This window comes from Psychrobacter sp. ER1, from assembly GCF_048631835.1.
Lineage (GTDB): Bacteria > Pseudomonadota > Gammaproteobacteria > Pseudomonadales > Moraxellaceae > Psychrobacter.
The window spans coordinates 2223613-2238001 of the sequence record NZ_CP184640.1 but is presented as its reverse complement, the minus strand read 5'-3'; the positions used below and the strand labels follow the sequence as shown (position 1 = coordinate 2238001).

Below are 14389 nucleotides of genomic sequence, written 5' to 3'. Positions count from 1 at the left end.
GACGTTCTAGTTTTTGGCTTTTGGCAGGATACGGACCAATTGTTTTGCTAGTATCTCGAACTCATCACCACCATATAGCTTCGTTAAAAAATAATCTGCCATTAGCTGGTTTTTGGGTTGTTCAAATAGTGCACGATGGGTGTGACGGATACGTACTTGTTGCCATATTTGTACTTCGTTGAGCTTGGCTCTCAAAACATCATTTTGGTGATGAGGCATCGCCCAAAAACGTGTCAAATGCTGTTGTAAATCAGCTAAAGCGGTCATGGCTGTAAATCCTGTAGAAGTAAATAGGGTGATCAAATTTAAGTATGGTTGTTTTAAATATAGTGGTTTAGGGTTATAAGGTTTTCAACAACTGTTTTATCCTATACCTAAAATTGTGTTCACCTTAAAAGAAAATAATTAAGAATACAAATACCAATCTGTTACACAGCAATATTATTTACTCGATTGGTGCAGTGCTATGATTAAATGAGATAAATATGAGCGATGAGTCAGAGATATTAAGAGTTGTCCTATTAATAGCTATCCCATAAGTCATTCATTAGTAAAGCAGCCCAATAACAATAATAGCGAGTGTAATCATGTCTAAAAAAAATGATACTACTGAACCAATAGCACCACAAGCGGTAAGTACACAATTTAGTGAGCAAGTTGTGGAGCAGCGTCTAAAGCCCAATCCTTTGAGTCAGTTTTCACTGGACGAGGATTCGCTTAGATTAGCATTGGTAACAGCTCAGTATGCTTTAAAAGCCACTCGCCAGCAAACGCCGCCGACCCTCAATAAGCCAACAGGTCTATTGGTGCTAGTTAATGGAATGGAGCAAGCGGGTAAAGGTACCGCCGTTAAACAGTTGAGGCAATGGGTGGATCCAAGGCTGCTTAAAGTTGAGGCAACTATTGGTCATTCGCCATTGAACTATCAACCCATTTGGCAAGCGCATACTAGCGCCATGCCACGCCATGGCGATGTCATGGTGTATTTCGGCAACTGGTATGCTGATTTATTATACAATGTCATGCGACTAGCGACATCAGATAGTGAGAACCTTGAAGCATTATCAAATGATAAAGGTCAAAAAGGTAAAAATTCGCTTCCTATCGCTCAGTGGCAAGACTATCTACAGCAGCAGTTGGACACGCTAAAAGCATTTGAAAAGGATCTTATTGCCAATCAAACCAAATTATTAAAATGCTGGTTTCATGTTGATATCGAAACGTTGCACAGTCGCTTAAAGGATGATGAAGCAGATCCGCAGTTTTTGTATCAAATTGACTGGAACAATAAGCAAGTCATCGAAAAGTTTAATGAGGTGGCTGCGACCTTGCTGCGTCAACAGGATGATTGGGTCATCATTGATGGTGACGATAAGTTAGAGGCCGCTGATAACTTTTGTCACTTGGTGCTACATGCTATGCAAACCGCGCTGGCGAGTAGTCAGACAGATAGCGATGACAATGATAATGAAATATCAGCAAACGCTCCCCAGTCCGAGACACTAAAACTTAGCTCAGATACTAAACAAAAACAGTTTGAGCCTGTACCGATACCTAAGCAGCTGACGTCTATTAAAGACAAAAAAATCAGTAAGTCCGACTATCGTGAGGCATTGGCAGAGAAACAAGGGCGGCTTGCTGAGTTGCTACGTGCACGCCAAGGTCGGCATGTTGTATTTGCCTTTGAAGGAATGGACGCTGCTGGCAAGGGCGGTGCAATCAAAAGGTTGGTCGCACCGCTAGATCCCCGCGAGTATCAAATTTATAATATTGGCGCGCCAATGTTGTATGAGACCCAGCATCCTTACTTGTGGCGATTCTGGACAAGATTGCCTGACGAGCAAACGAATCGTATTAGCCGTATCGCCATTTTTGATCGTACGTGGTATGGGCGTGTGCTGGTTGAGCGTATTGAAGGATTTGCGTCTACTGATGAATGGCAACGAGCATACGATGAAATTAATCGTTTTGAGGCAGACTTGGCAGCAGCAGGAACGTTGGTTATCAAATATTGGTTAGCGATTGATAAAAAGAGCAGCTTAAACGGTTTGAAGATCGTCAAGAAACACCGCATAAGCAATTTAAACTGACAGATGATGACTGGCGTAACCGTGATAAATGGTCAGACTACGTGCAATCTGCAGCAGATATGCTGGCACGTACAGATACAACGACAGCACCATGGTGTGTTGTTGCGACCAACGAAAAGCGTCAGGCGCGTTTAGATGTGTTAGATCATGCTATAGAGCAGTTGTCGGCAATCACCAAAAGCAAGTAGTTGTTAAAGATGCCTGAAGTTTAAGGACTGTCATAGATTTATATAATTGTATTTTTCAAGTATTTCCTAAGTAGGATGGCTCGAAACATATTCGAGCCATCCTGTCTTTACAGAGTGTGGTCTTGTCCGTATACACTCGCATTTACAAATCTCGCAATATCATCATGCATTATGTGCTCATATTTAATATAATAGAGCGCAAAACAGCTTCTGCTAAATAATAATTTTAATTTAGCAAACAACGTGTTTTGGTTATTTAGTATAGATAACTTAATAATTACGACAAAAATTGTTACAATAGCTGTTAGTAGTACCACAAATATCGCTATGAAATATATAAGCCGCAAGATGCTGTAATCAGACGATTTAGCAATATCACTTGCGGCTTTGTGACATGTTGAAGGATGTATTATTCACTTTCGCTCTAGTCGGTTTAAGACCTTCTAATCGCATGTTGTATATTTTATATATGCTACTTCGTTAGATGCCGTAACAAGTACTGTGAGTAGCAGCGCAATATTATCAACCTCATATAATTTTAATCAGCTTACGCAGGACGTACTAACGTATGGGTATTAGCAGCAGTTCTACAGAGTCAGTCAAGCCAGTTGGCTCTATGAGAATCAATCTATTTTTTGCCATTTTACTGATTGCGATGACTTCCTACTTTTTGTGGTGGGGTTTAGATTACACCATGCGTCAACAAACGACGCTATTCATTGTGGCGACCGCTTTTGGTGTCTTTATGGCATTCAATATCGGTGGTAACGATGTCGCCAACTCATTTGGTACTTCGGTGGGTGCAGGGACGTTGACTATCCCGCAAGCATTGGGTATTGCCGCGATATTTGAAGTATCGGGGGCAGTTCTTGCAGGCGGGGAGGTGACTGATACGATTCGAAGCGGCATCGTCGATCTAGATGGTCTATCAGTGACGCCCAATCAGTTCATTTATGTCATGCTCTCCGCATTGGTTGCAGCAGCATTTTGGCTGTTATTTGCGACCAAAAAAGGTCTGCTTGTTTCGACCACTCACTCCATTATTGGTGGTGTGATTGGTAGTTCCATTGTTTTAGGTATCACGTTAGGTGGTACGGACATGGCGCTATCAACGGTAGATTGGGGAACAGTTGGGACCATCGCTATTTCTTGGGTACTGTCGCCGCTACTAGGTGGCGTGTTGTCTTATCTTTTATATGGACAAATCAAGAAAAACATCATTGAATATAATGATAAAACCGAAGCTCATATTGCGACGCTAAAAGGCAATAAAAAGTCTTAAAGCAAAACCATAAAGAGTTTTTGGATGGTTTGACAGAGTCTGAACAATTGGCCTATACGTCAGCGATGTTACGTGATCAGGAAATCTATAAAGATGACGATTGTATTGTTGAAGACCTAGAAACTGATTACTACAAAAAGCTTTATGATATTGAAAATGAGCGTAGTAGCCTTGATACTCTAAAAGCACTTAAGCAATGGGTACCTATCATTGCTGCCGCAGGTGGTGCGGTGATGACTTCTCTAGTCGTCTTTAAAGGTCTGAAAAATGTTAATAGCGGCCTGACCACACTGCAGGGCTTCTTGATTATGGGTATGATAGCGGCGCTAGTATGGTTAGCGACCTATATCTATACCAAGAGTATTCGCGGTAAGCACAAAGAAGATTTGACCAAAGCGACGTTCATTATGTTTAGCTGGATGCAGGTCTTTACCGCGTCAGCTTTTGCCTTTAGTCATGGTTCAAACGATATTGCCAACGCGGTTGGTCCTTTTGCCGCCATTATGGATGTGATTCGTACTAATAGTATCGCTACTGAAGCTGCGGTGCCACCTGCTGTCATGCTGACTTTTGGTGTGGCACTAATCGTTGGTCTTTGGTTCATTGGTAAAGAAGTGATTCAAACCGTTGGTACCAATCTAGCGAAAATGCATCCAGCTTCAGGCTTCTCAGCTGAGTTAGCTGCTGCTGCAGTTGTGATGGGCGCATCGACTATGGGTCTGCCTGTATCAAGTACTCATACGCTAGTAGGCGCGGTACTGGGTATCGGTATCGTCAACAGAGATACTAACTGGAAGCTTATGAAGCCGATTGGTTTGGCTTGGATTGTGACGCTGCCTGCAGCGGCTACTATGTCAGCTATCAGTTATCTCGTATTGAGCAATATTTTTTAATATGCTGTCTTTATCAGTGAATTATTATAATTGAGTTTGAATCACTAGGTTCAACGCAATAAAAAACGCTTATCAGCATCGTGCCGATAAGCGTTTTTTTAATGATGTATGACGATTTACTCGGTACCAAACTGCTTACGTTTTTTGGCAAAAAATCTGTCCAATCTATCCATCGCATTTTCTAGGTCAAGCAAGTTAGGCAAGAACACCAGACGGAAATGGTCGGGTCTGTCCCAGTTAAACCCAGTACCTTGAACCATCAATACGTTTTCTTCAACGAGCAAGTCCATCATAAAATCCATATCATCGGTGATAGGGTAAACCTCTGGATCCATTTTCGGAAAACAGTAAAACGCGCCTTGAGGCATGGTACAAGAAATACCCTTGATAGCATTAAGACGTGAGACTGCCATCTCACGTTGTTTATATAGGCGACCTTTTCAGAAGTCAGATCTTGCATGCTCTGATGCCCACCCATCGCTGTTTGAATGGCATACTGTCCCTGCACGTTAGAACAAAGGCGCATGGATGCTAGCATATCTAAGCCTTCAATAAAGTCAGCTGCGTGCTGTTTGCGGCCTGATACCATCATCCAACCTGAGCGAAAACCTGCAATACGATGTGACTTCGACAAGCCATTGTAAGAGAGTACTAGCACGTCGTCAGTTAAGGTGCTCATCGGCGTATGTACATTATCGTCATAGAGAATACGGTCGTAAATCTCATCAGCCATGATGATTAAATCATGCTCTTTAGCAACTTCGATGATTTGCTTTAATAGCTCATCACTATAAAGTGAACCTGTTGGGTTATTCGGGTTAATAACCACGATACCTTTCGTTTTGCTCGTAATTTTAGACTTAATATCTTCAATATCAGGGTGCCAGTTGTCTTCTTCATTGCAGCGATAGTGCACCGCAGTACCGCCAGCGAGATTAGCAGCAGCAGTCCAAAGCGGGTAGTCTGGCATTGGAATTAGGACTTCATCACCGTCATTCATCAACGCCTGCATGGTCATGACAATAAGCTCAGAAACCCCATTGCCCAAATATACGTCACGTACGTCAACGGCCGACAGCAATCCCTTTGATTGATAATATTGCAAAATGGCTTTACGCGCTGAGAAAATCCCTTGCGAGTCTGAATAGCCAGTTGCCTCAGATAAGTTCATAGCGACATCACGCAAAATCTCATGCGGGGCTTCTAAACCAAAAGGTGCTGGATTGCCTACGTTTAGTTTTAATATGCGTTTGCCTTCTGCTTCCATCTTATTCGCAGTCTGCAATAGAGGACCACGAATGTCATAGCAAACGTTTTGTAATTTATCAGATTTTTTTATGGTGTTCATAGCATGACCGTTTTTCGGGTTGGTTGTCGAATTGGTTTTTGATTTTTTACTAGCGGAATAAGGTGTCGTCGATTGAGCATCAGTTATTTTAATATCTGACTGGGTGTGGGAAATCGTATCTATCTTTTGATGTTCACTGCGCTCTACAGATGATGTCGACTCGTCTGCATCAATAGCTTCATTGTTGAGGTCGCCGCGCAACAGATATCCTTCACTACAGCCCAAAATACGCGCAAGTGTAGGCAGCTTGGATGAGACAATGCCATTGGTACCGCGCTCCCAGTTTGAGATAGCACCACGGCTCACTTTTGCACCAGCGGCTGTCATGGCTTGCGCTAGCTGCTCAGCAGTAAATCCTTTGTCACGGCGCAACTGTACCAGTCGTTCCGCTTGCGTACCTTTGCCATTGTCGTCAGACATTGTTATATGAGCCTTTGTTAATCAGTAATTATTCAGAGTAGAGATATATTAAACATTTTAGTTAAGCACTAATGCAAGATATTATTGCATTGATAGTTAATTTGCAAATGATTTTACAATCAGTTCTATCAGTGTTTGCAAGTATATCTTGCAATTAATACTTGGCTTATATTTGTATGGCTCTAAATCTCTTAAGTAGACTATAAAATGTATAGGTATCAAAATTACATCTTTACCCATCATTATCTAAAATTAATTTGGTATATTTAACTCAGTCAATCTCTTCAATCATGCTGTCTATCTCCCAATATAAAGAGTGCTTTTCTTATATATGCCTTGAATAGTGTGCTGATAACCAACAGATAGAGCACGTCGTTCTCATAATCATATGGCGATAAAATAGTTACCGAGATTAGATAATAAATACTCGAATAAGGATAAATTATGCAAGACAATCAACTAAGCAAAGAAGAAATCAGCCAGTTGACTGAAGCTGACTGGAAAGAGCGTTTAACCGCTGATGAGTATCATATTATGCGTGAGAAGGGCACTGAGCGTCCATTTACAGGTGTATACAATGATGCAACCGATGATGGCGTTTACCGCTGTAAGGGCTGCGGTGCAAGCTTATTTGACTCAAGCAATAAGTTTGATGCGAGCTGTGGCTGGCCAAGTTTTGATCAAGGTATCGATAACAGCGCGATTGAAGAGCACGTCGATAACTCGCTAGGCATGACTCGCACCGAAGTCACTTGCAGCAACTGCGGCGCACATTTGGGTCATGTATTCCCTGATGGCCCTACTGAGACAACAGGCATGCGCTATTGCATCAACTCAGTATCTATCGATTTAGATAAGTCTGAGAAGTAAGTAGTCTAAGTAGTATCAGAAACGTGAAAGGGAAGTGCACGGTGCTTCCTTTTCAATAGTTTTATTATATGTATGATAGAAAAAGAAGTAGTGTATAGACACCCAGAACAACAAAAACCTCAATTTAAGGATAAATGATGAGTACAATTTATGATTTTACGGCTGAGCGCATGGATGGTAGCTCGCAAGCGTTTTCAGATTACCAAGATAAAGTATTATTAATCGTCAATACCGCAAGCAAATGTGGATTTACGCCGCAGTTCGAAGGCTTGGAATCACTATATCAACAGTATAAGGATCAAGGACTGGTAGTTGTCGGTTTTCCTTGTAACCAATTTGGTAGCCAAGACCCAGGTAGCAACGATGAGATTGGCGCGTTTTGCCAAAAGAATTATGGTGTTAGCTTTCCGATGATGGCAAAGACTGATGTCAATGGCGCAGATGCTCATCCTATCTATGAATGGCTTAAGGAACAAAAAGGTGGTGTGCTGACAGATGGTATCAAGTGGAATTTCACCAAGTTCCTAGTCGATAGTAAAGGTCAGGTGATTGACCGCTATGCACCAACGACTAAGCCAGAAGCCATTAAAAACGACATCGAGCAAGCACTGGCTAACAAATAAGCATTAAACCTAAAAAACATTGGGTTTGTATGAAAATATAAAGCCAATAAAAACAAATGCTTGCTAGATATTCTAATAAAAATCGAAAAAATATCCAAAAAGTGGTAAATACTGTTTGACACCCAACAGTAAATCTATATAATACACACCCACAGCAACGGAGCTTAGTGACAAACTTAAGAGCTCAGTTGATGTTGAATAAATTGCCTAGCAATTGTTCGAAGGGTGATTAGCTCAGTTGGTAGAGCGTCTGCCTTACACGCAGAATGTCGGCGGTTCGAATCCGTCATCACCCACCACTTCTTAGCAAGTGGCTAAACAAGCTAAGAGACCTAAGCAGCGGTAGTTCAGTTGGTTAGAATACCGGCCTGTCACGCCGGGGGTCGCGGGTTCGAGTCCCGTCCGCTGCGCCATATTCAAAACGAATTTAAACGGTTAAGTTTAAGCAAGTTTCGCCTCAAGCATTAGGTTGTTTGAGGTTTTTTTGTGTCTATTTTTTATGTATCTATGTTTTATGAGTGATAAGTCAGGTAAGGAAAGACAGTAAGAGTCAGGATCTAGAACTATGACTTACATTTACTTAAGTCATATCGCTTAAAGGTCAGCTAAAACGACGACCCTTCTTTTATATCAGTCTTATACTGAGTAAAAGAAGGGTCGTTGTATTTATCCTAGTTATAGCACTTTAAAATGTCTTTGCTTAAAACTCATTGTTTAAAACTTGAGACGCGTTTTAGCTCATTGCAAATTTTATCTACGAATAAAGGGTTAGTCATGCGTTGCTTGCCATGCACCCATTGACCCTAAATAGATATCAATGTGCTCAAAACCTCGACTAGCAAGCCATCCTGCTGCTATTGTTGCCCGAGCACCACTGGCACACATCAAGGTATAGTGACGACTTTGGTCAAGCTCATGCCAACGCTCATTCAGGTGACCAACATAGATATGCTGTGACCCTTCGATCGCATTGGTATTCCTCTCATCGATATCGCGTACATCGAGCAATGTCCAATTTTGAGCACTATTAAGGCGACTCTCTACCTCAGTTGTATCGATCATAGGGGTTTGCTGCATCTGTTCCCCTTTGGCAGCGGCAGGGACGACACCCACATAGCCACCGACAATATTATCAAAAGCAATACGTACCAGATGCTCCATCGCAGTCGCCAGTTGATCTTCATCAGAGGCAATCAGTGCCAAGCTTTGTCCTTCTTCAATAAACCATCCGGCAAACGCAGGTAGCATGTTGACAGGTAAGCTCATAGAACCGGGCAGGTGTCCTGACGCATACGCCATTGGTTCACGAATATCGATGAGATGATCAGCATCACAGTCATGCAGCTGTTTAAGCGAAAGGTTACGCGGACGCATAACCACTGGAGGCGCTTCACCACCTTCCATATTAAGGCGCTCCATCAATCTGAAATAAGGCGGCTGATAATGGTTTTCGCTAGTCTTGAAATCAATGAAAGCCTCACGATCGTTAATCTGTAAGCGTGGATTGTTCATCCTTTCATGACCAACGGTAGAAAACTCACGCTCCGCCATACCTGAACCACAGACTGACCGTGCACCATGAGCTGGATAAATAAGCGCCTGATCACCGAGCGCTAGAATGTCTTGTAACGAATCATAAAGTAAACCTGCAACTTCTCTGCGACGCTCAGGATAGAAGTCAGTACGACCGACATCACCTACAAAGAGCGCATCGCCAGTAAAAACGCCAACCGCCTTATCTGGATACGCCGTGTCAAACAGCGCATAAGCCAGGTGATCATCGGTATGACCAGGCGTTTCTAAGACACGGATTTCTAATTGGCCAATTGAAAAGCAATCACCATTACGTACTGTCTCAGCGTAGACAACAGGTTGTTCTGGATTGGGTCCATGCAAAACTGTTGCTCCTGTCATTGCAGCCAAGATAGGTGCGCCAGAAACCAAATCCTCATTACGATGTGTCTCAAAAATATGAGTGATTTCAAGCCCTGCTGCGCGCGCCTTTTCTACATATATCGCGCAGTCACGACGTGGGTCAATTACCGCTGCTTGACCGCCAGAGCCTACCAAGTAGGATAAGTGCGAAAGTCCAGGTGTCTTGATTTTTTCTAATAGCATGGTCATTTCCTTATTATTGTTTTAATCATAATAGTTATTTTAATCAGATTTATGGGCAGTACAGAGCGAGAGCTACCAGCCAAATCTAGTTTTACTGTTGCATAAACTCGTATTAAATCTAGCATGAACTTCTAAGTGTCATCAATATACAATAACATATATTAAACTTGTTATTTACATAAGGCTAAACGTAGAGATTTTTAGGTTGAAAAGGTGAAGAAATGCTCATTTTTACCATTAGATTTTTTGGTTTTTTTATCTTTACGCATTTAATTGAAAGGCTAGGTGAGGCAACTTTACAAAGATTGTTTTTTAAGGTTGGTCTGCTCTAAGTTTCTATATAATGATGTCAATCAGTTAGAAAAATTGAGTAATAAAATATGAAGAAAGAATATATTTGGTTATGCAATTCAGTATTAGATTGGCCTGCAACAATAGAGAGCTATAGTTATACGAACGAAGCAGATCGTCTGAGAGCGTACGATCTTTGGAATCATGCTGACTTAATTTTGACAAGGAATGCAAATGAGTTTAATCGAGTAGATGTTGTTTCTAACTTAAAGCGTTGTCTCAATCAAAGACTAAAGTTTGTAGAACACGTATATTCGCTCAAAAAAATTGCTTTATCTGATTCACCAAAAGGATATCTAGAATACTTAGAGTCTTTAGGCTTAGTTCGACCTTATATGTTAAAACAAATGATGATTATTAGAAATAACATTGAACATAATGATGCTCTACCGCCCAATATTGAACGTTGTCAAGAATTGTTGGATTTAACTTGGTATTTCTTAAAATCCACGGATAATTTTATTTTTGGTATAAAAATAATTTTACATTGAGTTATTTAACAGATGAGGGCGAGGAAACTCAATATTGGTTAAATCTTAGTATTAATTTTAAGTTAGATCATTCAATAAAAATTAATGGTTGGATTCCTAAGGTGTTACTCAGCGAGGAGAAAAAGCAGGGCTATACGTTAATTGAGTTAAAGGATTTTGTTTCTAAGGAAACACGCTGGGGAGGAGCTGAAAAGCATATGGATAAACTAGATAACGATTTTTGGGTAAATGGTAGCCTCAAACCATCAGAGAAAGTCAGACTCAAAGTGGTTAAGCATTGTCTTCACGCGAACATGTAGTATACCTACTTGAGCATACGTAGCAATTAATCGCATGTTGGTAGTTATTAGCATCAACTACTTAGAAAATATATTTATCGTCGCATTTTTACTAAGTTTTGACACTTAAAATAAGCGACAGAATTGTTCAAAAAACATTGAATTATTTTAATATGTCTGTATTATTGGACATATGGAAATAACTAATGCTATCGCAAGCTTTGCTGCGCTCTCTCAAGATACTCGTCTAAAGGCTTTTAAGCTGCTAGTCAGCCACGAGCCTGAAGGCCTACCTGCGGGCGAAATAGCCCGTCAGCTCTCTGTCCCTCATAACACAATGTCAGCCCACTTATCGGTGCTAGCACGGGCAGGATGGGTGGTCTCACAGCGTCATAGCCGACAGATTATCTATCGTGCTTCGCTATCACATATGGATAGCGTCATTCAGTTCCTGTTGCAAGATTGCTGTGCGGGACATCCAGAACTGTGTGCGTCACTCATGGATAGCCTAAGCGGCTGCAGAGTAAATGAGTTTGCTGAGCAAAATAATGATTAAACCAATTATCAATTCAATAAATACATAAAATAGGTGTAAACACTATGAAGCCATTAATCTTTCATAATCCTAAATGCGGAACCTCTCGTAACACGCTTGCCATTATTAAAGCATCAGGTGAAGAGCCAGAAGTGGTGGAATATCTGAAAAATACACCAACCCGCGACCGTTTAGTTGAACTATTGGCACAAATGCAGATTTCGCCTAGAGAGCTATTAAGAAGCAAAGAAGCTATTAATGATGAGCTTGGTCTGGATAATCCTGAGTTGTCTGACGATCAAATTATCGATGCCATGATAGCGCATCCTATTTTAATCAACCGTCCTATCGTAGTGACTGATAAAGGCGCTGCTCTATGCCGTCCGTCAGAGCGTGTGTTTGAATTACTAGCCAATCCAGTAAGTAGCTTTACAAAAGAAGACGGCGAGGTTGTTACTCATGACAAACACTGAGGTTGACCAAACATTAGCCGTTGATCCTACTGTTTCGCCAGAATTTAGCTTAGACGATTTGCCCAATATTGATATAGATAATCTTCAGCCTATCGATATTGATTCTTTGGTTGCGCCAAATGACTCACGTCATCCGCCAAAAATACTAGTGCTATACGGTTCTGTCCGTGCGCGCTCGTTTTCTAGATTGGCCGCTGAAGAGTCTAGCCGGTTGCTACGTTGGTATGGTTGTGAAGTAAAAATGTTTGATCCATCCGGCTTGCCGTTGCCTGACGATGTAGACTCAGACCATCCCAAAGTGCAAGAATTGCGGGAGCTGGCGCAGTGGTCAGAAGGCATGCTGTGGGTGAGTCCAGAGCGTCACGGCAGTATTACCAGTATCATGAAAGCGCAAATCGACTGGATACCGCTGTCACTAGGTGGCGTGCGTCCAACTCAAGGTAAAACCCTAGCACTGATGCAAGTCAGCGGCGGTAGTCAGAGCTTTAATACAGTTAATCAGATGCGTATTCTCGGGCGCTGGATGCGGATGATTACTATCCCCAACCAATCTTCGATACCCAAAGCATTTTTGGAGTTTAACGACGACAATCGCATGGATATGTCTCCGTTATATCTGCGTCTTGTCGATGTCTGTGAGGAGCTAGTGAAGTTTACTTGGCTCACACGTGGACGTTCAGATTATCTCACTGATCGCTATTCAGAACGCGTCGAGAGTGCTGAAGAACTATCGAGCCGCGTCAATCAAAAATCGATCTAACCTCCTAATTGATCTAACCCCCTAATCGATCTAATTCCCTATATTAAATCGGCTGAATAAAATCAGCTTAAGTAAGGTTGTACAATGCTTGCATTTGCTATTTTTGTGGTCACTTTAGTCTTAGTTATCTGGCAACCTAAAGGACTGGGTATCGGCTGCAGCGCCTTGGGTGGTGCCTTAGTCGCGTTAGCGCTTGGCGTCGTGCAGCTATCAGATGTGGGTATCGTCTGGGATATTGTCTGGGATGCGACCTTTACTTTTGTGGCGCTGATTATCATCTCCCTTATCTTAGATAGGGCAGGGTTTTTCGGGTGGGCTGCATTGCACGTGGCACGCCTTGGCAATGGACAAGGGCGCTTATTGTTTCCGATGATTGTCGTGCTCGGCGCCTTTATTTCTGCCTTTTTTGCCAATGATGGTGCAGCGCTACTACTGACCCCGATCGTCATCGCTATCTTGCTGCGTCTGAAATTTTCGCCACCATCAGCTCTGGCATTTATTATAGCGACGGGCTTTATTGCTGATACGGCAAGCCTACCATTGGTCACCTCAAATTTAGTCAACATTGTCAGTGCCAATTATTTTGACATAGGCTTTGGTCGTTATGCGGCGGTGATGGTACCGGTCAATATCGTGTCTGTATTAGCTACGCTACTGGTGTTGTGGGTTGTATATGCACGTCATATTCCAAAAACTTACTCGACTAGCGAACTCAGCGCACCAGAGTCTGCTATTACCGATCCATTGGTATTCCGAGCTGCTTTTCCACTATTAGGCTTGCTACTGGTCGCCTACTTTGCAACAGAGCCGTTGGGGCTACCTATTTCACTGGTCACGGGCATCGCTGCTGTTGCACTAATGGCAATCGCTGGTCGTATATGGCAAGGCGGGCGTGGTGCAGTGGTCTCTGTGAGCGATGTAGTACGTAAAGCACCTTGGCAAATCGTCCTGTTCTCAATCGGTATGTATCTAGTGGTATATGGTTTAGGTAATGCAGGGCTTACGGCCTATGGTGCGCAAGTACTTAACTGGTTAGGACAACAAGGCGCAGTCATTGCTACCGTTGGAACTGGATTCTTGTCCGCCATAGTTGCTTCTGTTATGAATAATATGCCAGCGACCCTAGTCGGCGCGCTTGCGATTGATCAAGCACAAGTGCCTGCAGCAACACGAGAGCTAATGATTTATGCCAATGTCATCGGTAATGATTTGGGCCCTAAATTTACGCCGATTGGTAGTCTTGCTACTTTACTATGGTTACATGTGTTGGCAGAAAAGGACTACAAAATTAGCTGGGGACAGTACATAAAAATTGGTCTACTGATCACGCCACCTGTGTTGTTAGTGACACTGTTAGCATTGGTATTCTGGTTGCCAATGCTAACAATGTTGCCAAGCTAAGCTAGCCAATAGAAAACTTGCTACAGTAATATCCTATCGTGATAATGATATTTACTTTTGAATATCATTGTCATAATCAAGTATGAGACAAAGTAGTGATTAGCGCTTATCAAAGCGGCAAAATAGATAAACAATATTAGGGTCTGTTGAACATTCAAATATTAGGACTGCTGATCGCTAAAATCGCATCAAACTAGGCGTAAACCGACGATAATGTCGAGACCTTAACTAGGCTTGCAACAACGCTTGAGGTGATTTTAGCATCAGC

The 14389-nt window shown here is 42.1% G+C and carries 10 protein-coding genes, 2 tRNA genes and 4 pseudogenes; 12 read left to right on the top strand and 4 right to left on the bottom strand.

The features are described from left to right. Positions 1–6 precede the first annotated feature (6 nt). A complete protein-coding gene (locus tag ACOBWA_RS10380) occupies positions 7–267 on the bottom strand; it encodes an FFLEELY motif protein (RefSeq protein WP_420229298.1) in 261 nt (86 codons plus the stop codon). A gap of 320 nt (positions 268–587) precedes the next feature. Between ACOBWA_RS10380 and ACOBWA_RS10375 the strand changes: the two are divergent. After that, positions 588–2278 (top strand): annotated as a pseudogene (locus ACOBWA_RS10375) (ATPase). 568 nt (positions 2279–2846) lie between these two features. Then, positions 2847–4453: pseudogene (locus ACOBWA_RS10370) on the top strand (inorganic phosphate transporter). 116 nt (positions 4454–4569) lie between these two features. Here ACOBWA_RS10370 and ACOBWA_RS10365 read toward each other — a convergent pair. Both ACOBWA_RS10365 and ACOBWA_RS10360 read right to left on the bottom strand, forming a co-directional pair. Further along, positions 4570–5933: pseudogene (locus ACOBWA_RS10365) on the bottom strand (aminotransferase class I/II-fold pyridoxal phosphate-dependent enzyme); the annotation flags it as partial. Between the two features lie 129 nt (positions 5934–6062). Continuing rightward, positions 6063–6128, bottom strand: a pseudogene (locus ACOBWA_RS10360) (hypothetical protein); the annotation flags it as partial. 537 nt (positions 6129–6665) lie between these two features. On the opposite strand from ACOBWA_RS10360, the gene msrB reads away from it, so the two are divergent. The 4 genes from msrB to ACOBWA_RS10340 all read left to right on the top strand — a co-directional run bounded on the left by msrB (position 6666) and on the right by ACOBWA_RS10340 (position 8127). Continuing rightward, positions 6666–7091, top strand: coding sequence for a peptide-methionine (R)-S-oxide reductase MsrB (msrB, locus tag ACOBWA_RS10355; protein ID WP_057760931.1), 426 nt, complete (start codon positions 6666–6668; stop codon positions 7089–7091). A 137-nt stretch (positions 7092–7228) separates the two neighbouring features. Further along, complete coding sequence (locus tag ACOBWA_RS10350; RefSeq protein WP_238050728.1) at positions 7229–7714, top strand: glutathione peroxidase; 486 nt, start codon at positions 7229–7231, stop codon at positions 7712–7714. A gap of 223 nt (positions 7715–7937) precedes the next feature. Then, positions 7938–8013 (top strand) — tRNA-Val (locus tag ACOBWA_RS10345). Between the two features lie 37 nt (positions 8014–8050). After that, positions 8051–8127: transfer RNA gene (locus ACOBWA_RS10340), tRNA-Asp, on the top strand. A gap of 355 nt (positions 8128–8482) precedes the next feature. On the opposite strand, the gene ACOBWA_RS10335 is transcribed toward ACOBWA_RS10340, so the two are convergent. Further along, positions 8483–9832, bottom strand: a complete 1350-nt coding sequence (locus ACOBWA_RS10335) for an MBL fold metallo-hydrolase (protein ID WP_420229297.1) — start codon at positions 9830–9832, stop codon at positions 8483–8485. Between the two features lie 380 nt (positions 9833–10212). On the opposite strand from ACOBWA_RS10335, the gene ACOBWA_RS10330 reads away from it, so the two are divergent. From ACOBWA_RS10330 to ACOBWA_RS10305, 6 genes are all read left to right on the top strand, one after another. Further along, positions 10213–10674: a hypothetical protein gene (locus tag ACOBWA_RS10330; protein WP_420229296.1), complete on the top strand. Its 462-nt coding sequence runs from the start codon at positions 10213–10215 to the stop codon at positions 10672–10674. Further along, positions 10671–10973 carry a hypothetical protein gene (locus tag ACOBWA_RS10325; protein ID WP_420229295.1) on the top strand — a complete coding sequence of 101 codons (303 nt, stop codon included), beginning with the start codon at positions 10671–10673 and terminating at the stop codon, positions 10971–10973. The genes ACOBWA_RS10330 and ACOBWA_RS10325 overlap by 4 nt, the downstream gene beginning before the upstream one ends. 172 nt (positions 10974–11145) lie before the next feature. Next, positions 11146–11508: an ArsR/SmtB family transcription factor gene (locus ACOBWA_RS10320; protein ID WP_420229294.1), complete on the top strand. Its 363-nt coding sequence runs from the start codon at positions 11146–11148 to the stop codon at positions 11506–11508. Positions 11509–11552: 44 nt separating this feature from the next. Next, a complete protein-coding gene (arsC, locus tag ACOBWA_RS10315) occupies positions 11553–11960 on the top strand; it encodes an arsenate reductase (glutaredoxin) (RefSeq protein WP_057760920.1) in 408 nt (135 codons plus the stop codon). Beyond that, the gene (gene arsH, locus ACOBWA_RS10310; RefSeq protein WP_083603586.1) at positions 11947–12720 is read left to right on the top strand and encodes an arsenical resistance protein ArsH; all 774 of its coding nucleotides are present in this window, start codon (positions 11947–11949) and stop codon (positions 12718–12720) included. Before arsC ends, arsH begins: the two co-directional genes overlap by 14 nt. A gap of 84 nt (positions 12721–12804) precedes the next feature. Further along, on the top strand, positions 12805–14121 hold the full coding sequence (locus tag ACOBWA_RS10305; RefSeq protein WP_420229293.1) for an arsenic transporter: 1317 nt from the start codon (positions 12805–12807) through the stop codon (positions 14119–14121). Positions 14122–14389 lie beyond the last annotated feature (268 nt).